General features: G+C 72.4%; 22 protein-coding genes. 14 read left to right on the forward strand and 8 right to left on the reverse strand.

Going from position 1 to position 21104, the window contains the following annotated elements:
* Positions 1-38: 38 nt before the first annotated feature.
* The 3 genes from QUG93_RS00315 to QUG93_RS00325 all read right to left on the reverse strand — a co-directional run bounded on the left by QUG93_RS00315 (position 39) and on the right by QUG93_RS00325 (position 3535).
* Entirely contained in the window at positions 39-986 is a 948-nt protein-coding gene (locus tag QUG93_RS00315) for an acetamidase/formamidase family protein (protein WP_289471646.1), read from the reverse strand.
* Positions 983-2431: an APC family permease gene (locus QUG93_RS00320; protein ID WP_289471647.1), complete on the reverse strand. Its 1449-nt coding sequence runs from the start codon at positions 2429-2431 to the stop codon at positions 983-985. Before QUG93_RS00320 ends, QUG93_RS00315 begins: the two co-directional genes overlap by 4 nt.
* A gap of 189 nt (positions 2432-2620) precedes the next feature.
* Positions 2621-3535: a proline iminopeptidase-family hydrolase gene (locus QUG93_RS00325; RefSeq protein WP_289471648.1), complete on the reverse strand. Its 915-nt coding sequence runs from the start codon at positions 3533-3535 to the stop codon at positions 2621-2623.
* 84 nt (positions 3536-3619) lie between these two features.
* Here QUG93_RS00325 and QUG93_RS00330 point away from each other — a divergent pair, with 84 nt between their 5' ends.
* A complete protein-coding gene (locus QUG93_RS00330; protein WP_289471649.1) occupies positions 3620-4351 on the forward strand; it encodes a FadR/GntR family transcriptional regulator in 732 nt (243 codons plus the stop codon).
* A gap of 40 nt (positions 4352-4391) precedes the next feature.
* Here the strand turns inward: QUG93_RS00330 and QUG93_RS00335 are convergent, their stop codons facing one another.
* The 3 genes from QUG93_RS00335 to QUG93_RS00345 all read right to left on the reverse strand — a co-directional run bounded on the left by QUG93_RS00335 (position 4392) and on the right by QUG93_RS00345 (position 8910).
* On the reverse strand, positions 4392-5972 hold the full coding sequence (locus QUG93_RS00335; protein WP_289471650.1) for a Na+/H+ antiporter: 1581 nt from the start codon (positions 5970-5972) through the stop codon (positions 4392-4394).
* A gap of 161 nt (positions 5973-6133) precedes the next feature.
* Complete coding sequence (locus QUG93_RS00340) at positions 6134-7741, reverse strand: helix-turn-helix domain-containing protein (protein WP_289471651.1); 1608 nt, start codon at positions 7739-7741, stop codon at positions 6134-6136.
* Between the two features lie 92 nt (positions 7742-7833).
* Entirely contained in the window at positions 7834-8910 is a 1077-nt protein-coding gene (locus QUG93_RS00345; RefSeq protein ID WP_289471652.1) for a hypothetical protein, read from the reverse strand.
* A gap of 115 nt (positions 8911-9025) precedes the next feature.
* On the opposite strand from QUG93_RS00345, the gene QUG93_RS00350 reads away from it, so the two are divergent.
* From QUG93_RS00350 to csrA, 13 genes are all read left to right on the forward strand, one after another.
* Positions 9026-9328 carry a flagellar FlbD family protein gene (locus QUG93_RS00350; protein ID WP_289471653.1) on the forward strand — a complete coding sequence of 101 codons (303 nt, stop codon included), beginning with the start codon at positions 9026-9028 and terminating at the stop codon, positions 9326-9328.
* Between the two features lies 1 nt (position 9329).
* Entirely contained in the window at positions 9330-10145 is an 816-nt protein-coding gene (locus QUG93_RS00355) for a motility protein A (protein WP_289471654.1), read from the forward strand.
* Positions 10146-10147: 2 nt separating this feature from the next.
* Positions 10148-11080, forward strand: a complete 933-nt coding sequence (locus QUG93_RS00360; RefSeq protein WP_289471655.1) for an OmpA/MotB family protein — start codon at positions 10148-10150, stop codon at positions 11078-11080.
* Positions 11081-11241: 161 nt separating this feature from the next.
* Positions 11242-12123, forward strand: coding sequence for a flagellar motor switch protein FliM (locus tag QUG93_RS00365; RefSeq protein WP_289471656.1), 882 nt, complete (start codon positions 11242-11244; stop codon positions 12121-12123).
* Positions 12120-12827, forward strand: a complete 708-nt coding sequence (gene fliN, locus QUG93_RS00370; protein ID WP_289471657.1) for a flagellar motor switch protein FliN — start codon at positions 12120-12122, stop codon at positions 12825-12827. The genes QUG93_RS00365 and fliN overlap by 4 nt, the downstream gene beginning before the upstream one ends.
* 3 nt (positions 12828-12830) lie before the next feature.
* Positions 12831-13421 (forward strand): FliO/MopB family protein, encoded by a 591-nt coding sequence (locus QUG93_RS00375; RefSeq protein WP_289471658.1) that lies wholly within the window; start codon positions 12831-12833, stop codon positions 13419-13421.
* A gap of 53 nt (positions 13422-13474) precedes the next feature.
* On the forward strand, positions 13475-14242 hold the full coding sequence (fliP, locus tag QUG93_RS00380) for a flagellar type III secretion system pore protein FliP (RefSeq protein ID WP_289472035.1): 768 nt from the start codon (positions 13475-13477) through the stop codon (positions 14240-14242).
* Positions 14242-14514, forward strand: a complete 273-nt coding sequence (fliQ, locus tag QUG93_RS00385; protein WP_289471659.1) for a flagellar biosynthesis protein FliQ — start codon at positions 14242-14244, stop codon at positions 14512-14514. The genes fliP and fliQ overlap by 1 nt, the downstream gene beginning before the upstream one ends.
* 2 nt (positions 14515-14516) lie before the next feature.
* Positions 14517-15293 (forward strand): flagellar biosynthetic protein FliR, encoded by a 777-nt coding sequence (locus tag QUG93_RS00390; RefSeq protein WP_289471660.1) that lies wholly within the window; start codon positions 14517-14519, stop codon positions 15291-15293.
* Between the two features lie 6 nt (positions 15294-15299).
* Entirely contained in the window at positions 15300-16511 is a 1212-nt protein-coding gene (locus QUG93_RS00395) for an EscU/YscU/HrcU family type III secretion system export apparatus switch protein (protein WP_289471661.1), read from the forward strand.
* Positions 16508-18562: a flagellar biosynthesis protein FlhA gene (locus QUG93_RS00400; protein ID WP_289471662.1), complete on the forward strand. Its 2055-nt coding sequence runs from the start codon at positions 16508-16510 to the stop codon at positions 18560-18562. The genes QUG93_RS00395 and QUG93_RS00400 overlap by 4 nt, the downstream gene beginning before the upstream one ends.
* Positions 18537-19532: a hypothetical protein gene (locus QUG93_RS00405; protein ID WP_289471663.1), complete on the forward strand. Its 996-nt coding sequence runs from the start codon at positions 18537-18539 to the stop codon at positions 19530-19532. The genes QUG93_RS00400 and QUG93_RS00405 overlap by 26 nt, the downstream gene beginning before the upstream one ends.
* Before the next feature lie 4 nt (positions 19533-19536).
* A complete protein-coding gene (gene csrA, locus QUG93_RS00410; RefSeq protein WP_289471664.1) occupies positions 19537-19830 on the forward strand; it encodes a carbon storage regulator CsrA in 294 nt (97 codons plus the stop codon).
* Positions 19831-19901: 71 nt separating this feature from the next.
* Here the strand turns inward: csrA and QUG93_RS00415 are convergent, their stop codons facing one another.
* Together QUG93_RS00415 and QUG93_RS00420 are read right to left on the reverse strand one after the other, a co-directional pair.
* The gene (locus tag QUG93_RS00415) at positions 19902-20462 is read right to left on the reverse strand and encodes a hypothetical protein (protein WP_289471665.1); all 561 of its coding nucleotides are present in this window, start codon (positions 20460-20462) and stop codon (positions 19902-19904) included.
* Positions 20459-21052, reverse strand: a complete 594-nt coding sequence (locus QUG93_RS00420) for a DNA-binding protein (RefSeq protein WP_289471666.1) — start codon at positions 21050-21052, stop codon at positions 20459-20461. The genes QUG93_RS00415 and QUG93_RS00420 overlap by 4 nt, the downstream gene beginning before the upstream one ends.
* Between the last annotated feature and the right edge of the window lie 52 nt (positions 21053-21104).

A 21104-nucleotide genomic window follows, 5' to 3' on the forward strand; every position in this document is an offset into this window, starting at 1 on the left:
CGCCGTGTGCCTCCCGGGTCCGTCCGGTCAGCGTCCGGTCACCCGCGACCGCCCTGCAGCACCGACTTCGGCACCCGGTGCAGTGTCACCGCGCCGATCGCCGCGAACGGGTGCAGCGGGTCCGGGTCGCCCGACCCGGTCGGTCCGCCGAGCTTCGAGTCGCCGACCGCGCTGAGCACCGCGTACGCGTCCTCGGCGGTCCACCCGTGCTCGTCGACCAGGAACGCGAACGCGTCCTCGTAGCCGCGCCGGACGCTCTCCTGCACGGGGTCGCCGAGGCCGACGAAGAGCCACTCCTCAGCCGTCTCGATGCGGGGCGCGCGGAGCTCGGGGCCGCCCTGTACCAGGTCGACCGACACGATCGCGGTCCCCTGCGCCTCGATGGCGACGAAGGACGACTCGCCCTCGGCCATGATCGCGTGGACGTCTCCGATGGAGAGCAGGGCGCCGGGGACGCGGACGGGCAGGTACACGGTCGAGCCGGGGCGGGCCTCGGTCACGTCCATGTTCCCGCCCTCGGCGTACGCGGGCATGATCGTCGAGTTCGTGCCCGACGCGGGGGCGACGCCGATGCAGCCGATCATCGGCCGCACCGGGAACGCGTGCCGGTCGGTGACGTGCACGACGCCGTCCTCGATCGGGCAGCGGCGGGCAAAGACGCCCTCGGGCATGACGTGCTGGAGCGCGCCCGACCCGGGGAGCGACACCGACCAGCCGTGGGTCGTGAGCTGGATGTCGTGGATGTGCACCGCCAGCACGTCACCGGGTTCGGCGCCCTCGACCCAGACCGGGCCCGTCACCGGGTTGATCGGTGCCTGCAGCTGCGCCAGGTCGTGGTGCTCGTCGAGCTCGGCGTAGACGGCGTCCGTCGTCTCGAAGCCGATCGTCTCGCCGGTGCCCGGAGCGATCCGGAGCACGGGCTCCCGGTCGGCGGCGAACCCGGGACGTCCCAGGGTGTTCGGCAGGAAGTGGTCGGGGGTGGTCATCGCTGGCCCTTCTCCGTGGTGGTGGTGTCGAGGCCGCCGACGGACCCCTCGCCCAGTGTGCCCGGCTCCTCCGAGCCCACCTCGGTGGAACGACCGGTCGAGCGGTAGTAGAGGAACACCGCGGCGCCGACGACGAGCCAGACGATGCCGCCGACCTTCGCCTCGACAGCGGCGTTGAGGAGCACGTAGCCGATGATCAGGAACCCGATCAGCGGCACGACGAGGTGCAGCAGCCAGTTGCGGGACTTCCCCTTCAGGACGTGGTGCACGAACACCGACACGTGCAGGAGCATGAAGCCGAACAGGGCCCCGAAGTTCACCAGCGACGAGATCGTGTCGATCTGCCCGACGAAGAACAGCACGAGGATCGCGGAGAGCACCGAGACGACGATGATCGCGTTCTGCGGGACGAGCCTGCCGTTGAGCTTGTGCAGGAACGCGGGGAGCTGCCGGTCACGGCTCATCGAGAAGAGCAGGCGGCTCGTCGCGGCCTGCGCGGCCATGGCGTTCGCGATGCCGACGGCGAGCACGTTGACGGCGAAGAACGCGGTCGCCCAGCCGCTCGACGAGGCCTGCTCGACGATCGAGAAGAAGGCGTTGCCGGCCTCACCCTCCGGGAACGAGTCGCGTCCTGCGGCGAGGGCCGATGCGAGCCAGGTCTGCAGGACGAACAGGAACGCGACGATGACGAGCGCGAGCACCATCGCGAGTCCGGCGCCGCCGCGGCGGCCGGTGGACTCCTCGGACAGCGTCGAGATGCCGTCGAAGCCGAGGAAGCTCAGCACGGCGATCGACAGGGCGCTCGCGATGAGCGGAGCGGACACCTTCGACGGGTCCCACACCTGGTCGGTGCTGAACGATGCGCCGGGGACCGTGCCGCCGGTCAGGGCGACGATGGCGATGACGACGAAGATCGCCACGAAGACGAGTTCGATGAGCAGGAAGATCCGGTTCGCCAGCTTGAGGGACGAGACCCCGAGCAGGTTGATCACGGTGTTGATCGCGACGAACACGAGCGCCCACAGCCAGCGGGGCGTGCCCGGGAAGATGCCGACCATGCTCTCGGCCGCGAAGACGTAGAGCAACGTCGGTACGAGCAGGTAGTCGAGCAGGATCGCCCAACCGGCGAAGAACCCGGCGGTGGGGTGGATGCCGCGGCCGACGTAGGAGAACACGCTGCCGGCGAGCGGGATGGACTTCGCCATCTGCGCGTAGGCCAGCGCGGTGAAGATCATCGCGACGAGACCGACGACGTAGACGAGCGGCACCATGCCGCTCGAGGCGTTGTAGACGGTGCCGAAGATCGCCCACGGGGCGATCGGCACCATGAAGACGAGCCCGTAGACGAGCAGGTCGGTGGTGGACACGGAGCGCTTGAGCTCCTGCTTGTAGCCGTAGGCCTCGAGCTGCTGCTGTGCGGAGAGCTCGCTGTGCTGCTGCGACATGGCGGTTCCGTTCGGGGAGACGGTGCGTGGGAAGAGGGAAGGACGGACGGGAGGCGCGTGGCGGGGTGGGCGCGCCGGTCGGGTCCGGTGGGGCGACGGGCGGGAGACGCGTGGCGGGGTGGGTGCGCGCCTCCCGTCCGTCGGGTGGTCGGCCTGGTGGGCCGGCCGTGCCGGCCGGTGGGTCGGGGCTCAGCCGGTGGGCTGGCCGTCGTGCTCGGCGAGGAACGCCGCGATCACGCGGCGGAACTCCTCGGGCTGCTCCAGGTGCGAGCAGTGGCTCGCCCCGGAGAAGACGTGCTGGCGGACGTCGGCGATGCGCTCGACGAAGGGCTGCCAGGTGGCGGGGGTGGCCTCGTCGTGCTCGCCGGCCACGACGAGCGTCGGGACGGTGACCTGGTCGAGGCGGTCGACGATGGTCCAGTCGCGCATCGTGCCGATGACGTGGAACTCGTTCGGGCCGTTCATGGTGTGGTAGACCGTCGGCTCGGCTTCCATCTGCTCCTCGGAGTCGACGAAGTCCTGCGGCATGGGGACGACGCGGCACACGTGTCGCTCGTAGAAGACCTGCGTGGCGGCGAGGTACTCGGGGTCGTCGACGGTGCCGGCCTCCTCGTGGCGGGTGAGGGCGTCCTGCACGTCCTGCGGCAGCTCGGCGCGGAGTTCGGCGGCACCCTCGACCCACAGCTGCATCGAGGCGGGGGAGTTGCAGATCGCCAGGGATCGCAACCGCTCCGGCTGCCGGACGGCGATCTCGGCGCCGAGCATGCCGCCCCACGACTGCCCGAGCACGTGGTGGTCGTCGAGACCGAGGTGCGCGACCAGGGCGGTGTACTCCTCGACGAAGAGCTGCGGGGTCCACGACTCGGCCGGCGCATCGGGGTGGTGGGAGCTCCGGCCGCAGCCGTACTGGTCGTGGTGCACCACGGTCCGGCCGGTCTCGTCGGCCAGGGCCGCGAGGTTCCGGAGGTAGTCGTGCGCCATCCCGGGGCCGCCGTGCAGCACGACGAGCGGCAGCGCGCCGGGGGTCGGGGTGTCGGGCTCGGTGACGCGGTACCAGGTGTGGCCGTCGCGGAACGGCATCGTGCCTTCGGTGATGCGGGACATGACGCACAGCATGGACCCAGCAAAGGTCCGCTGCAAGACCTTTTCTCGTCCTTTAACGTGGACGAAACGCAGGAGGGGGCACCAGTGCCGGATCGCGCGACGGAGACCCGGGTCGACGAGGTCGAGGACCGCCTCGTCACGGCCGTGGCCGTGGGGGAGTACCTGCCGGCCTCACGACTACCGCCGGAGCGTGAGCTCGCCGTGCTGCTCGGGGTCGGTCGCGTGACCGTGCGTGCGGCGATCGCACGGCTCGTCGAACGGGGACTGCTGGAGACCCGCCGGGGGCGTGGCGGCGGCACGTTCGTGCGGACGCAATGGCCCGACTCGTCCTCCGAGTCCGTCGGCCGGACGCTGCTCGCGCGGTGGGCCGGCATCCGCGACACCGCCGACGCGATCGCCCTGCTGCACGGAGCGCTCGCGACGGCTGCGTCCGAGCGGATCACCGACGACGAGCGAGCGGTGCTGCGCGTGCGGCTCGAGGACTTCCGGGTGGCGGGGTCCGGGCTCGAGAAGCAGCAGGCCGACGCGGTGCTCCACCGGACCATCATCGAGGCCGCCGGCAACGCCGTGCTCGCGGCGACGCTCGCGGGGCTCGAGTCGCAGGTGTCGATCGCGGCGCCCGCGCACCTGTGGGGTACGGCGGAGGGCATGGCGGAGATGGAGGCACGGGCGCTGCACGATCACGAGGGCCTGGTCGACGCCGTGTGCGACGGACGAGCGGTCGAGGCAGGGGTGCTCGCGCGGCAGCACGTGGGGATCGACCTCGAGCTGCTCGAGCGGGCGATGCTCCGCGCCGGCCAGGTGCCGACCGGCTGAGCCGGCCGTCGAGTCGCCCGGCATCGCCGGAGTGGCGAGCTCAGGGCGGTGACGAGCCCTCGAGCCGCGCCTCCTCTGCGTCGTAGCCGGCCCGCACCTGCCGGAGCACCAGGTCGTCGATCTCGTCGTCGTCCCGGAGACGCAGCAGGGTGGCGGCCTTGTGTCGCACCAGGGCGAGTTCGAGGGCGACGGTCGCATCGTGCCGCTGCAGCGCGGGGTGGTTCTCCTCGTCCTCCTCGCGTGCCTGGATGACGTCGAGGTGCGCCTCGAGGTCCTTGCGCACCCGGTCGACGGTCGCGCGGTCCGCTCCGGCCTTCCGCGCCAGTCGCGGCAGGGCGTCGAGGGCTTCCTCGACCGCGGTCCGCTCGGCGTAGCGGCGCTCCTCGCCGACGGACTCGTCCTCGGGGAGCGCGGCGCGGCGCAGGACTGCCGGCAGGACGAGCGCCTGCCCGACGATGGTGACCACGACGACGCCCGCCGTCACGAAGACGATGAGGTCGCGGTCGGGGAAGGCGCCGCCGGACTCGAGCGTGCGCGGGACGGCCACGGCCATCGCCAGGGACACCGCTCCGCGGAACCCGGCGAAGCCGCTGACCAGCCGGTCGCGGCGCCCTTCGCGGGGCTCGCCGCCGAAGCGTCGGGTGACGAGCCACACGGTGCCGCCGATCGACCCCTCGAAGGCGAAGCGGACGAGCACGAGCACGACGGACACGGCGAGCACGAGGCCGACGCCGGTCCAGAGCTCCGCCGCCCCGAGCTGCCGGGCCGCGACCATCGCCTCGATACCGACGAGCACGAACAGCGCGCCGTTGAGCAGGTACGTCAGGAACGACCAGAACGCCCGGACCTGCTGGCGTGTCTCCGCCCGGTCGAGCTTGGGGGCGACCTGGCTGACGACGATGCCCGCGGCGACGACGGCGAGCACCCCGGACGCTCCGATCGCCTCGGCCCCGAGGAAGGCCGCGAACGGCACCAGCAGCGTGACGAGGTTCTCGAGCACGACGGTGTCGACGCGACGGAGCACGAGCGAGCCGAGCCAGGCGGCGAGCAGCCCGGCGGCGACCCCACCGACGTACGACAGCACGAGCATGCCGGACACGCCCCAGAAGGTGAGCTCCTGCGTACCGACCGTGACCGCCACAGCGATGCCGTAGACGACCAGCGTGGTGCCGTCGTTCACCAGGCTCTCCGCCCGCAGCACGGTGACGTTGCGGCGGGGCAGCATCTTCGTCAGGACGCCGACCGCGGTCGCGTCGGTCGGGGCGACCGCGGCACCGAGGACCCACGCCGGGCCCCACGGCAGGCCGAGCAGGTGCAGGAGCGTGGCGACCACCCCGGCGGTGACGACGACGAGCAGCGTGCCCATCAGGACGATCCCGCGCAGGTTCTTCCGGATCTCGCGCAGTGACGTCGTCAGGCTCTCCCAGTACAGCAGCGCCGGCAGGAAGAGCAGCAGGACCGCGTCGGCCGGCAGCTCCACCTTGCCGAACGTCGGCACGAACGCGAGCAGCGCACCGATCGCGAGCAGGAGCACGGGAGGCGCGACCTTGATGCGGTCGGCGACGGCCGCGGTCAGGGCGATCGCCAGGCCGAGGGCGACCACCAGTTCAGGACCGAGCACGTGTCTCCTCACGATCGTCCGACCCGTCAGTCAACGCCGATCGTGCTGCGGGTCCTTCCCGATCCGTTCCCGAGCGCCGCAGAACGCAAGGTGGGCGGTTCCTCGCAACGGAGTACCGCTGCGAGGAACCGCCCACGTTGCGTGTTGCGGAGGGGTGATCGTCAGTCGTGGAACGTCTCGATGGACGCGCCGAGCGAGTTCAAGCGCTCCTGCAGCTGCTCGTACCCGCGGGCGATGATGCCCACGTTGCGCAGGACGCTCTCGCCCTTCGCCGCGAGCATCGCCAGCAGGATGACGACCGCGGGGCGCAGGGCCGGCGGGCAGCTGACCTCGGCACCCGAGAAGTGCGTCGGACCGGTGACGTCGAGCCGGTGCGGGTCGCGCAGGGTGACGCTCGCACCGAGACGGGTGAGGTCGAGCAGGTGGATCGCCCGGCCCTCGTACACCCAGTCGTGCACGAGGGTGGTGCCCTCGGCCATCGCCGCGATGACGACGAAGAACGGCAGGTTGTCGATGTTGAGGCCCGGGAACGGCATCGCGTGGATCTTGTCGATCGGCGCGTGCAGCTCGGACGGGTGCACCGTGATGTCGACCAGGCGCGTGCGACCGTTGGCGGCGGCGTACTCCTCGCTGACGTCGAAGCGCAGGCCCATCTCCGCCAGGGTCGCGAGCTCGATCTCGAGGAACTCGATCGGCGCACGCGTGACCGTCAGGGTCGAGGACGTCACGATGCCGGCGGTCAGCAGGCTCATCGCCTCGACCGGGTCCTCGCTCGGCCAGTAGTCCACGACCTCGTCGATACGGCTCCTGCCGGTGATGCGGAGCGTCGTCGAACCGATGCCCTCGACCTGCACCCCGAGCAGTTCGAGGAAGAAGCAGAGGTCCTGCACCATGTAGTTGGGGCTGGCGTTGCGGATCGTGGTGACGCCGTCGCGGGCGGCCGCAGCGAGGATCGCGTTCTCGGTCACGGTGTCACCGCGCTCGGTCAGCACGACCGACTTCGTCGGCACCTCGGTGTTCGCCACGTCGACCTCGTACCATCCCGAGGTCGCCTCGACGTCGACGCCGAACGGCCGCAGGGCGATGAGGTGCGGCTCGACGGTCCGCGTGCCGAGGTCGCAGCCGCCGGCGTAGGGGAGCCGGAACGAGCCGTACCGACCACTCAGCGGACCGAGGAACATGAGGACGCTGCGCGTGCGGCGGGCCGCGTCGGCGTCGATCGCATCGAGGTGCAGGTCGGCCGCAGCGACGATCTCGAGCGTCTCGCCGTCCTCCGACCACGTGACGGTCGCACCGAGGCTGCGGAGCACGTCGATGATGCGGTCGACCTCGACGATCCGCGCCACGCGGTGCAGGCGGGTCACGCCGCGGTTGAGCAGCGACGCGCAGAGCAGCGCGACGGCAGCGTTCTTGCTCGAGTTCACCGCGATCGACCCGCTGAGCTTCCGGCCGCCCTGCACGCGCAGGTGCGCACGCTGCGGGGCGCCGCCGATCGAGACGATCTGCTGGTCGAGGGCGTCGCTGATCCGGGTCAGCATCTCGAGGGAGAGGTTCTGTCCGCCCTGCTCGATCCGGTTGATCGCGCTCTGGCTCGTGCCGACGCGTTCGGCCAACTGGGACTGGGTCATGCTGCGTCCCTTGCGGGCACCGCGGATGAGGGCGCCGACCTCGCGCAGGGGAGCGGCGGCGGCCGGGGTCGAGCCGCTCGGTTCGGGTGCCGGAGCCGGAGCCGGATCGGCGGACGTGACGACGGAGGTGGTGTCGGACATGAGCATCACGCTAACACGCAGGTGAGATAAAGCAGAGGACGAATCACGGCGATCTCGCAGCATCGGAGCGGGAATAACTCATCCATGAGAAGTCAGGCGCTGAACCAGCCCGCGCGGTCGTCGCTCCACACCCACGTTGAGGACGGCCCGAGCGACGGCCTCGGGTCGTGCAGCCAGGCGGTCGTGTCCGGTGTCCAGCCGGCGATCACGCTCGCGGTCCGGTCGTCGACCGGGACAGCCGTGCCCGAAGCCCGGAGCCAGCCGAGCAGGGTCAGGCGGACCGCGTCGACCTGCTCGGCGACGGCCGTCCAGTCCGGGACCACCCACGCACCCACGCGCCCCGTCGCTCGGTACCAGTCGTGCCGCCGCGTCGTCGCCGTGACGTCCAACGGGAAGCGCCGGCAGAGCGCTGCCCAGTCCTCGGCGTCGTCGATCGTCAGGACCCTGGCCGTGGGGTCCACGGCTGCGGGGGAGACGTCGGCACGCTCCCACCCGGTGTGGTCCTCGACGGCCCAGAGGCCGAACGGCCCGCGGCCGCCCCGTTCCGTCGTGGTCTCGACCAGGCCACCGGGCGGGGACGTCCACCACGTCCCGCTGATCGGGGCGTCGACGGGGTCCTCGGTCCCGTGCGCACGCTCCGCAACGAGCTCGCGTCGCCACTCGGCGAGGAGCTCCGACGCCGGCCGCTCCGGACCCTGCTCCCACGGGGAGTCCGGCGCCACCACCCACTGCTTCGCCGCTCCGGACGGGGCGAGCAGCGCCTGCACCCCCGGCGATCCGGCCACCGCCGTGGCGACCCGGACGAGCAGCGTGCGCGGGACGACGGAGCCGAGCCTCACGTCGACGGCATCCGGCTCCTGCCACCACCTCGCCGAGTCGGCGGCCAGGCGGAGCGCGGCGAGGGCCTGGTCGAGCGTCGCGGAGGCCGGGTCTGCGGCGTGGACGAGTGCTTCGTGCGCGACGGTGATCTGTCGCACGTCCGGCTCCGGCCGGGGCTGTGCCGACCCGGGGCCGTAGAAGGAGACACCCCCACCCTGGCGGACGGTGATCCAGTGGTCGGCCCAGAACAGCGTGTCGTCGTCCGGCGGCTCCGCGACCGTCGCGAGCACGACCTCCCAGCAGAACCGACGCCCCCGGGGCCCGGCGAGCAGGTCCTCGATCACGGTCACCGGGTCAGGCTAACGGGCCGGCTCCTGCCGTCGATAGGCACCGGTGCACACCCACGGACGGGTCTGCATCCCGCCCCACGGACGGCGGCGGGACGATCGAGAACCAGGACGGGCCATGATCGTCGTCACACGACTCAACGGCAGCGCATTCGCTGTCAACCCCGACCTCGTGGAGCGCATCCAGGAGACGCCGGACACGACGCTCATCATGGTCGACGGTGCGAAGTACATCGTCCGCGAGTCCATGTCCGAGGTCATCGACGCCGTTGCCGCGTACCGCGCCCGGATCGTCGGCATGGCCTACGGCACCGAGCTCCCGACGAACGCGACGGGCCCGCAGCCGACCCTCGCACCGGTCGCCCCCCTGGTGGCCCACACCCGGCGCGACGGCGCCCGCACCCAGGACGGGGGTCGCTGAGATGGACATCGCGACCATCGTCGGGATCCTGCTCGCCTTCGGCGCCCTGTTCGGCATGGCGCAGATGGAGCACGTCGAGATGGCCGGCCTGTTCCTGCCCGCGCCGATGCTCCTCGTCTTCGTCGCCACCATCGGCTGCGGTGTCGCGAGCACCACCATGAAGGACGCCCTCGCCGCGTTCAAGACCGTCCCGAAGGCCTTCACCGGCAAGGTCACCCCGCCGCAGGCCGTCATCGACGACGTCGTCGGCCTCGCCGAGACCGCGCGGGCGAACGGCCTGCTCGCGCTGGAGCAGGAAGCCGACAAGCACGACGACCCGTTCATGAAGAAGGCCCTGCAGAACATCGCGGACGGCACCGACGGCGACGAGCTCCGGATCCTGCTCGAGGACGAGATCGAGTCGAACGCCGCACCCATGCGGAGCGCCAGTGCGTTCTTCATGGGCTTGGGCGGCTTCGCGCCGACCGTCGGCATCATCGGTACGGTCGTCTCGCTCACCCACGTGCTCGCCAACCTCGGCAAGCCCGACGAGCTCGGCCCGCTCATCGCGAGTGCGTTCGTCGCGACGCTGTGGGGCCTGCTCACCGCGAACTTCCTCTGGTTGCCCTTCGGCGGCAAGCTCCGGAAGCTCGCGCAACTCGAGGCCGACCGCCAGACGCTCCTCATGGAGGGCCTGCTCGCGGTGCAGGCCGGCAGCCAGCCCCGCCTGCTCGGTGAGCGCCTCACCGCGATGGTCCCGCCGGCGGCACGCGGTGCCTCGCCCAAGGCCGGCAAGGGCGCCAAGGGCGGCGTCGACGACCAGCAGCTGGCGGCCTGACCGTGAGCGCGAACCCCCGTGGGCGTGGACGCGGCCGCAAGAAGGGCGGCCACGACGAGGCCGAGCACCCCGACGAGCGCTGGATGGCGTCGTACATGGACATGATCACGGTCCTGATGTGCATGTTCCTGGTGCTGTTCGCCATGTCGTCGGTCGACCAGGAGAAGTACATCGCGCTGAAGAACTCGCTCGCGACGGGGTTCGGCGAGGTGAAGTCCGAGAAGGTCGACACGGCGTCGGGCACGATCGTGTCGAAGTCCGAGGTCACGAAGGACGGCAAGGGGTACGCGACGGACGAGTCGGACGCCGACCACTCCACCGCGGCCTCCGGCGCCGAGGACACGAACGTCGACCCGGCGTCGACCACGGTCCCCCCGGTCGCCTCGAAGGCCGACCTGGCAGCAGCACAGGCGGAGCTCGACGACCTGAAGGCGATCGAGCAGGCGATCCAGGGCAACCTGCAGCGGGCCGGCGAGACGTCGAAGGTGCAGTTCGCCGTCGACGACCGCGGGCTGACCGTGCGCCTCGTCGGCAGCGAGACGTACTTCGCGACGAACAGCGCCGACCTGTCCGACCAGGCTCGTCGGATCATGGACGCGATCGCACCCGTGCTGAAGACGAGTGCCCACGACGTCAGCGTCGAGGGGCACGCGGACCAGCGGAACTCGACCGCGCCGTACGCGACGAACTGGGAGCTCAGCGCCGCCCGCGCCACCGGCGTGCTCCGCGACCTGGTCGAGCGCGGCGGGATGCCCGCGGACCACGTGCAGAGTGTCGGGTTCGGCTCGAGCCGGCCGCTCGCCAAGGGGGCCACCGACGCCGACAACACCCTGAACCGACGCGTCGACATCGTGGTGCTGTCCAACCAGGACCAGGACGTCAGCGCACTCATGCCCGCACTGGCGAAGGCGCAGGACGGGGCGCGACAGGGCTAGACCACCCGCGGGCAGGGCCCGCAGCACCCGCCGCCGGCGGTACAGCCCCCGGCACCGCCGCCGGCAGCACCGGGCGCCAGGACGGCACCGGCCGCCCCAGAACGAGGCACAGCGGTGCTCCGACGCTGACGGCTGCCCGTCAGCGGTCGACAGACGCACCCGTGACCGAGACCCTGCCCGCGCCCGAGGTGTACGACTTCGCGCGCCCGTCGACGCTCGCCCGCGAGCACGCCCGGGTGCTCGAACTCGCCTTCGAGACGTTCGCGCGGCAGTGGGGCACGCAGCTCACCGCGAAGGTCCGCGCCGTCAGCCAGGTCACCTGCGAGCAGGTGCAGATGACGACGTACGACGAGTACGCCGCCTCGCTGCCCGCCCTGACCGGCATGGTGCTGCTGCCGATCGCCGAGCTGGCCCCGAAGGGCGTGCTGCAGGTCCCGCTCGACGCCGCCCTGACCTGGGTCTCCCACGCCCTCGGCGCCTCGAAGCCACTGCCGACGCCGGAGCGCACCTTCACGCCCATCGAGCAGGCGCTCGTCCGGAAGATCGTCGAGGACGCCCTCGACGACCTCCGCTACTCGTTCGGCGGCCTGCTCGCCCACGAGGTCACGACCGGCGGGTTCCAGTTCAACAGCCAGTTCGCCCAGGCCGCGCAGAAGGGCGACCTGATGATCGTCGCCTCGTTCGCCATCCGCGTCGGCGACCGTGTCGCACCCGGCACGCTCGCGCTGCCCGCCGAGGCCCTCCTGCCGCAGCTGGGCGAGGACGCCACGAGCGTCAGCGCGGACGACGCCAAGGCCCTGCTCGACGCGCAACTCGCGAACGTCCCGGTGGGTGTCAGCCTGCACTTCGCGCCCGCCGCCGTCCTGCCGACGCAGGTCCTCCGGCTCGCCGTCGGCGACCTCCTGCCGCTGCCGCACCCGCAGCACCGTCCCCTCACCATCGCGGTCGACGGCGAACCCGTCGGCACCGCGGCCGTCGGCGCGAACGGTTCGCGCCTCGCCGGCATCGTCGTCACCACCACCGATCCGGAGCAGCACGCATGAGCGCCACCACCACCCTCCACGCCACCGCGGCCGAGTCGCTCGCGGCGCAGCTCCCGACCGCGGCGCCCCTGACCGCCGTACCCCTGCCGGGAGGCGCGGCCCCCGCCGTCCTCGAGGCCGCGGTCGACGGGGTGGTCGCCTCGTTCGTCGGCGGACTCTCCGCAGACCTCGCGCTGGTCCTCACCGACCTGCACGCCGTGGTCGCCGCGGGCGGCGCCGACGCCGCCCTGGTCGACGTCACCGACGTGCTCCGCCCGTCGCTCGAGGCCGCCGCCTCCGTGCTCGGCGTCGGGGTCCTCGGCGACGCCCGCCGCGAGTCCGCCGCGTCGCTCTTCGCCGACCCCGAGACCGTGGTCTTCGAGCTGACCGCCGGGGGTGCCGCCGGTGGCTGGTTCGGCGTCCGCATCCGCGAGAACGGCACCGTCTCCGCCCCGGTCGCCGCGGGTGCGGTACCGGCCGGCAACCTCGGCCGCATCAACAACGTCGAGATGACCCTGACCGTCGAGATCGGCCGCACGCGCATGTCCGTGCGCGACGTGCTCGGCATGGAACCCGGTGCCGTGGTCGAGCTCGACCGGAGCGCCGGCGCCCCCGCCGACGTCCTGCTCAACGGCCGCCTGATCGCCCACGGCGAGGTCGTCGTGGTCGACCAGGACTACGCGGTGCGCATCACGAAGATCCTCGACGTCGCCGAGACGGTCTGATCGGTGGACACCCTCTGGATGGCCCTCCGGGTCGCCGTGTCGCTCGGCGTCGTGCTCGCCCTGATGTGGTTCCTGCACCGTCGCGCGACCAAGGGCGGCTTCGGTGCCGCGGCGAAGGGCCGCGGTCGTCGGTCCGCCGCCGTCGAGGTCGTCGGCCGGCAGGGCATCGGCGGCAAGGCCAGCGTCGTCGTCGTCGACGTCGCCGGGGAGCGCCTGGTGTTGGGCGTCTCCGAGCAGAGCGTGTCCCTGCTGCGGAGCGGTCCGACCCCCGCGCCGGAGCTGACCGTCGTCACCGGACCGGTCGCGCTGCCGACCGTGCCGCGCGCCGTCGGGTCGGTCCCGTCGCCCGCGGAGCCGGCCACGGTGGCGGCCCCGTCCGCCGACGCGTTCCGCGCGGAGCTGGAGCGACAGGACCACGCCGCCGCGGGCCTCCCGGCCGACGCGGCGACGCCGCTCCCGATGCGTCCCCGTGGCCGCGCCCGCCGTCCGGAACGCGTCGTCGTGCCGACCGCGCAGCAGCTGCAGGGCTCCGTCCTGTCGGCGGACACCTGGCGGCAGGCCGCCGCCGCGATCCGCGGCCGGCGGGTCGGGTGACGGCCGCGCTGCGGACCGGCCGCACCGTCACCCTGGTCGTCCTGGGGCTGGCGATGGTCGCCGGCTTCCTGCTCCTCACCGCCGGTGGCGCGCACGCCGTCGGCGTGACCGAGCCGACCGCACCGGCGAGCCCGACGGCTCCGGCGAGCGGGGACTTCAGCGTCAGCGTGAACGGCCCGGACGGCACCCCGTCGTCCGCGATCGTGACGCTCCTCGGCATCACGCTGCTCAGCGTCGCCCCGGCGCTCCTGCTCATGATGACGTCGTTCACGAAGATCTTCGTGGTGCTCGCGATGACGCGGAACGCCCTCGGGCTCCAGGGCATCCCGCCGAACCAGGTGCTCGCCGGGCTCGCGCTCTTCCTGTCGCTGTTCGTGATGGCGCCGGTGCTCGGGCACATCAACGACGACGCCCTGCAGCCCTACCTGGCCGGGCACGTCGACTTCGCGAAGGCCGTCGAGATCGGCACGAAGCCGCTCCGGACCTTCATGCTGCACCAGACGCGTGAGGAGGACGTGGCGCTCATCACCCGGGCCGCCGGTCAGGCGAACCCGAAGGACCTCGACGCCGTCCCGATGACGACCGTGATCCCGGCGTTCGTCATCTCCGAGCTGCGGAGCGCCTTCATCATCGGGTTCGTCATCTTCATCCCGTTCCTGGTCATCGACCTCGTCGTCTCGGCCGCGCTCATGTCGATGGGCATGATGATGCTCCCGCCGGTGATGATCTCGCTGCCGTTCAAGATCCTGCTGTTCGTCCTCGTCGACGGGTGGGGGCTCATCATCAAGTCCCTCATCGAGAGCTACCAGGTGGTGCACTGATGAACCAGCAGGCGGTCATCGACCTGACCCTGCAGGCGCTCCTCGTGTCGGCGAAGCTCGCCGCACCGGTGCTCGTGACGTCCCTCGTCGTCGGCTTCGCGATCTCGCTGTTCCAGTCGGTCACGCAGATCCAGGAGGTCACGCTCTCCTTCGTGCCGAAGGCCGTCGCCGTGGCGATCGCGCTGGTCGTCTGCGGCAACTGGATGATCGCGGAGATGATCGGTTTCACGCACGCCGCGTTCGACATGATCCCGAAGCTGCTCGGGACGTAGCCGTGGACCTCGTCATCGATGCGGACCGGCTCGAGGCCACCATGCTCGCCGGCGTGCGGCTCGTCGCGTTCTTCGTGATCGCGCCGCCGTTCGCGTACAAGGCCTTCCCCGGGACGGTGAAGGTGATCCTCGGGCTCGGCCTGGCGATCGGCGTCGGACCGCGCGTCGGTCTGGGGTACACGTCGCTCGACACCGGCGGGTTCCTGCTCGCCCTGCTCACGCAGCTCGTCGTCGGCCTGGGCCTCGGGTTCCTCGTGTACCTGGTGTTCGCCGCGGTGCAGTCCGCCGGCTCGCTGATCGACCTGTTCGGCGGGTTCACCCTCGCCCAGGCGTACGACCCGCAGTCGCAGGTGAACGGCGCGCAGTTCACCCGCCTGTTCCAGATGGCGTCGCTCGCGCTGCTCTTCGCCAGCGGTGGGTACCAGCTCATCGTGGCCGGTCTGGTCCGGTCGTTCGACGCCGTGCCGCTCGTCGCCGCCGACGGTGCGCCCGGCACGTTCGCGATCGGCGGCTTCGTCTCGGTGCTCGTCGCCGCCGCGGGGCAGATGTTCCTCGCGGCGCTGCAGATCGCGGGTCCGCTCGTCGTCGTCCTGTTCCTCGCCGACGTCGGCCTGGGCCTGCTCACCCGTGTCGCGCCCGCGCTCAACGCGTTCCAGATGGGCTTCCCGATCAAGATCGGGCTGACCGTCGTGTTCGCCGGGGCGCTCTTCATGGCGCTGCCGGCGGTCGTCTCGTCGCTGACCGGCGACGCGGTCGCCGCGATCACGGGTCGGGGGTGACGCGACGTGTCCGACGGTGGGAGCGGTGAGCGGTCCGAGAAGGCCACCCAGAAGCGCATGCAGGAGGTGCACCGCAAGGGGCAGCTCGGCCGGTCGCAGGACCTCGGCGCCTGGGTCGGCATCGCGATGGCGGCGCTGGTGATGCCCGCGGCGATCGGCACCGCGGCCGGCGCGGGGGAACAGCAGCTGCAGCGCGTGCAGCGGGTCATCGCCGACCCCACCGTGCCCGCCGCCCGGCAGGCCCTCACCGACGCCCTCGGCTCCCTCGGGGCGACGCTCGGCCCGATGCTCGCCGTCGTCGCGGTCGCCGTCGCCGCGGTCTCCGTCGCCCAGGGCGGGGTGCACTTCCGCCGGATGGCCCCGCAGCCCGACCACTTCGACCCCGTCGCCGGGTTCAAGCGGGTGTTCGGGGTGCAGGCGCTGTGGAACGGGGTGAAGGCCCTGCTGAAGACCGCCGTCGTCGGCCTGGTCCTCTGGTTCGCCGTCCAGTCGCTCGTCCCCGTCCTGATGACGAGCGGGTCCCTGCCCCTGTCGTCCGTGCTCGACGCGGCGAAGGCGGGCACGGGCACCCTGCTCCGCGCGGCCGTCGCCGCCGGACTGCTGCTCGCCGCGGTCGACGTGCTCGTCGTCGTGCGCCGCAACCGCAAACGCACCATGATGACCAAGCAAGAGGTCAAGGACGAGTCGAAGCACTCCGAGGGCGACCCGCTCGTGAAGTCCCAGCGCCGCTCCCGGCAGCTGGCCATGAGCCGGAACCGGATGGTCGCGGCGATCGGCGACGCCGACGTCGTCATGACCAACCCGACGCACTACGCGGTCGCGCTCCGGTACGAGCCGGGGAAGTCGGCTCCCCGCGTCACGGCGAAGGGCGCCGGGCCGGTCGCCGACGTCATCCGGGCGAAGGCCGAGGAGTGCCGGGTGCCGATCGTCCGCGACGTCCCGCTCACCCGAGCCCTGCACGCCGCCTGCGAGCTCGGGCAGGAGGTGCCGTCCGACCTCTACACGCCCGTCGCCCGTGTGCTGTCGTTCGTGATGGCGCTCAAGGCTCGCGGCGCCGCCGCCGGGACGCACGCCGCGCCCCGCCCGACCACGCCGGCCGAGGTCGCCACCGTCCTCGACCCCGCCACGCTCAGCGGTGACGCGCGACCCCGGCGCCTCCGGGCCCCGCGTGCCACCGATCCCGTCACCAGTCCCGCCACCGAAGGTGCCCCCGCATGAACCGCAAGGACCTCCCCAAGCTCGCCGTGCCGGTCTTCATCGTCGGCATCGTCCTGCTGCTGATCCTGCCGGTGCCGTCGTTCCTGCTCGACGTGCTCATCATCATCAACATCCTGCTGGCGCTGGTGATCCTGCTCACGACGCTGTTCGTGAAGAAGCCGCTCGACTTCTCGGTCTTCCCGTCGCTGCTGCTCGTCGCGACGCTGTTCCGCCTCGGCCTCAACGTGGCGTCCACCCGCCTGGTGCTCGGCGACGGGTTCGCCGGCGACGTCATCCAGGCGTTCGGCCACGTCGCCGTCTCCGGGTCGGTCATCATCGGCGCGGTCGTCTTCCTCATCCTCGTGGTCATCCAGTTCGTCGTCGTGACGAAGGGTGCTGAGCGCGTCGCCGAGGTCGGCGCCCGCTTCACCCTCGACGCGATGCCGGGCAAGCAGATGGCGATCGACGCCGACCTGAACGCCGGGCTCATCACGGACGCGGAGGCCAAGGAGCGCCGCGCGGCCGTCTCCGCCGAGGCCGACTTCTACGGCGCGATGGACGGCGCGTCGAAGTTCGTCAAGGGCGACGCGATCGCCGGCATCCTCATCCTGGTCATCAACCTGGTCGGCGGCATCGCCATCGGCATGCTGCAGAACGGGCTGTCGATCACCGACGCGCTGTCGAAGTACGGCATCCTGACGATCGGCGACGGGCTGGTCTCGCAGATCCCGGCGCTCCTGATGGCGGTCTCGACGGGCATGATCGTCACCCGGTCCGGTGCGGAGACCGAGATCGGCGCCTCCGCCACCACGCAGCTCACGCAGTCGCGGAACGCACTCATGATCGCCGGGGTCGCCGCGATCGCGATGGGGTTCATCCCCGGGATGCCGATCGTGCCGTTCCTGCTCATCGGCGCCGGGCTCCTGTTCGCCGGCTGGCGCCTGACGCAGCAGGCCAAGCAGCAGGAGGCGGCCGCGGCCCAGCAGCAGGCGCTCGAGGCCGCAGCGCCCTCGGCGGACTCGCCCGAGGACCTGCTCGAGCAGATGCGCGTGCACGCCCTGGAGATCCTGCTCGCCCCCGACCTGGTCGACATGGTGTCCGGCTCGTCGGACGACCTGCTCGGCCGGGTCCGTGCGCTGCGCCGCAAGGTCGCCGTCGACATGGGCATCGTCGTCCCGCCGGTCCGCACCCGCGACAGCATCGAGCTGCCCCCGTCGACCTACGCCATCCGCATCGCCGGGGTCGAGGCGGGTCGGGGGACCGCGCCGTCCCGCAGCGTCCTGGCCCTCGGCGACCAGCTCGACGGGCTCCCGGGCGCGCTCACCGTCGAGCCCGTGTTCGGCCTGGCCGGCAAGTGGGTGCCCGCCGAGCTCCGGCACGCCGCCGAGATGACCGGCGCCACCGTGATCGACCGGGTCTCCGTGCTCGTCACCCACCTGCAGGCGGTCATCGGGGACAACGCCGCACGACTGCTCACGCGCGAGGACGTCAAGGTGCTCACCGAGGGCGTCAAGCAGGTCAACCCGGCCGCGGTGGAGGAGCTCGTGCCCGGCATGCTCTCCCTCGCCGAGGTCCAGCGCGTCCTGCAGGGGCTGCTCGTCGAGCGCGTGCCGATCAACGACCTCGGCCGCATCTGCGAGGCGCTCACGCTCCGCGCGAAGGTGTCGACCGACCCCGAGGGGCTCGTCGAGGCCGCCCGCGCCGCACTGGGACCGGCGTTGCCCGCCCGCTACGCCGAGGCAGGCACGCTCCGGGTGATCATGATCGACCCGTTGCTCGAGCAGTCGATGCTCGAGGGCCTGCGGCCGTCCGAGCAGGGCACCCAGATCGTGCTCGACGCGCACCGCATCGAGCAGGTGCTCGGCTCCCTGCGCGACGCCGTCCGCAGCGTCGAGGAGCAGGGCCTGTCCGCCGTGCTCGTGTGCGCCCCGCAGCTCCGCCCGGCCGTGCACCGCATGGTCTCCGCGCAGGCGAACGGTCTGCCGGTGCTGTCGTACCAGGAGGCCACCGCAGCGGGTTCCGTGATCGAGACCGTGGGAGTGGTCCGTGCCGCCGACCCGATCGCTGCGTAGCGGCCCGACGCTCGAAGCGGTCCGCGACGCCGTCCGCGCCGAGTTCGGCGCCGCCGCGCGGATCGTCTCCGCCGAGCGCGTCACGACACCCGGTGTCGGCGGCCTCTTCCGCCGCGCGCACGTCGAGGCCGTCGTCGAGGTCCCGGATCCCCTCGACCCGCCCACCGCACGGATCGCGATCGCCGACGGTCCGGCCACCCGGGTCGGCATCGCGGCACTCCTCGCCGACGCCGACGCGGCCGAGGCGCGGATCGCGGCCGGGGACGGCACCGCGACCACGCGGGCCGACGCGTTCGCGTCCGTGCTCGACGGGTTCGTGGCGGACGGGATCACGGCGGGCGCCACGCGCCCCGGCCGGGGCGCTCCGGACGCGGGTCCGGTCGACGGGGGCGGGTCGCGCCTCCAGGACGACGAGCCGGTCCGGACGGGAGGCACGGTGCCGGTCTCCGGGCCGGTCGCCGTCCCCCCGACGGTCGCGGTGCCGACGGTCGCTGTGCCGACGGTCGCGGTTCCGGCGGTCGTCCCACCGGTCGTGCCGGCTCCGGTACCGACGCCGGTGGTGCTGCCGGTGCCGGCCGTGCGGTCGTCCGACGGCGACCTCGTGCTGCTCGTGGGACGTCCGACCGACGTCGACGCGGCGGCGGGCGTGTTCGCCGGACGGTACGGCCTGCGCGCCACCGCCGCGGCCGACCGGCGCTCGGGCATCCTCGCGCGGGCCGAGGGGGTGCAGGGCGGCCATGCGCTGCTCGGGGTGGCGGCGTGGGACGACGCGGCCACTGCCGCCGGGCTCGCGGCCGACCAGGTGTGGGTCGTCGTCGACGTCGGGCGGAAGACCGAGGACGCCCGGGCGATGCTCGCGGCCGTGCTCGGACGCGGACCCGTCGCGGGCATCGTCGCGATCGGGGCAGGGGAGACCGCCACGCCCGAGTCGGTGCACCAGCTGGGGCTGCCCGTGGTGTCGCTAGGCTGACGGGGTGCTGGTACTCACGCGGAAGGTCGGCGAGCGGATCCTCGTCGGTGACGACATCGTCATCACGGTGCTCGACAGCCGCGGGGACGGCGTCCGGATCGGCATCGACGCGCCGCGCGGCGTGAAGATCCAGCGCGAAGAGGTCGTGCGCGCCGTGATCGAGGCGAACGCCGAGGCGGCTGCGGCCGCGGCGGACGGCGTCGGGCCCGAGGGGACGGACGACGCCGAGTCGCGCCTGCGTGCGGCCCTCGGGGAGCGCGGGCGTCGCACCGACGACGGGCGTCGCACCGACGACTGACGTGCCGACCGGGCGGCGCCCGGCCGTCCGCGGTCGCCTCCGCCGGTCCCGCCGGGGCGGTGTGCTCGTGCTCAGCGGACCCCGACGGCGGTCCAGGCGGCCAGGCCCGCCCAGCAGGTGCTCGTGAGCGTGCCGACGATGAAGCGTTCCCGGGCCTCGGCCGAGTCGAGTTCGCTGAACCGACCGAGGCCCTTCACCGCGATGACCGCGGCGACGATCTCCAGTCGACCGACGAGCACGGCCCCGACGACGGCGAAGCGCTCGAGGAACCCGATGGCCGCGCCGCCGCGGAGCACCTCGGGGCGGCGGGGTGCGACGGCCGGTTCGTCGGCGCTGGCGACGAGGATGCCGCCGTGCGGCCCGCGCTCGACGCCGTCCCGGACGGCCAGCGTGAGGACGGCCCCGGTGACGGCGCTGCCGGCGAGCACGCCGACGGCGGCGACCGCGGTCACGACGAGCACCCGGACGGCCGTCGTCGGGGCCGCCGGGGCGAGCTCGAGCAGGTGGGCGCCGAGGACGACCACGACGGCGGCGACCGCCGGGACCGCACGGACGAGTGGGGGGACGCGGTGCACCACGCTGAAGACGGCGACGAGCAGCAGGACGAGCGACGCGACGATCCAGGGCGTCATCCGGGCTGGTCGGCTTCCGTGAGGAGTCGCACGAGCGCGCTGCGGACGGCGTCGTCGGAGCGGAGGTCCGCAGCCGTCCACCGCTTCGCGACCGCCTGCGGCGTGATGCCGAGCAGCCGTGCCGCCTCGGTCCGCGAGTGCCCCGCGTGCACGAGGTCCGCCAGCTCCCACCCCTCGGGGGACCGACGTTCCCGCGCACGGACGGTCTGTGCCACGAGCGGTTCGACGTCCGCCGTGCGGAGCCGTCGGTCGTCGGCGATCTCGACCGCGACGTGCTCGGGGACCTCCTTGGCGCGTTCGACCGCGGTCCGCGCGCGGACGAAGGCCTCGCCGCGGGCGGCCCGTGTCGACTCCGGGAGCGGTTCCTCGACGTCGCCGATGCCGATCCCGACGCTCCAGCCGCCCGCCCGCGACAGCGCGAACGCCACGTCGAGGGCGGCTCCCGCATCGTCGAGCAGCAGTTGGAACTCGTCACCGGCCGTCCGTTCGGGTGCCAGGACGAGCCGGTCGCCTGCCGCCGCGCGGACCGACCGCACGGCGGCGTCGACCCGGTCGTCATCCGACCGGCTCCCCACCTGGTCCACGGTCATCGCGTACACATTGCCTCCGTCGTCAACCCTACAAGGTTGATTCTGCCGGAAT

Source organism: Curtobacterium caseinilyticum (genome assembly GCF_030363035.1).
Lineage (GTDB): Bacteria > Actinomycetota > Actinomycetes > Actinomycetales > Microbacteriaceae > Curtobacterium > Curtobacterium caseinilyticum.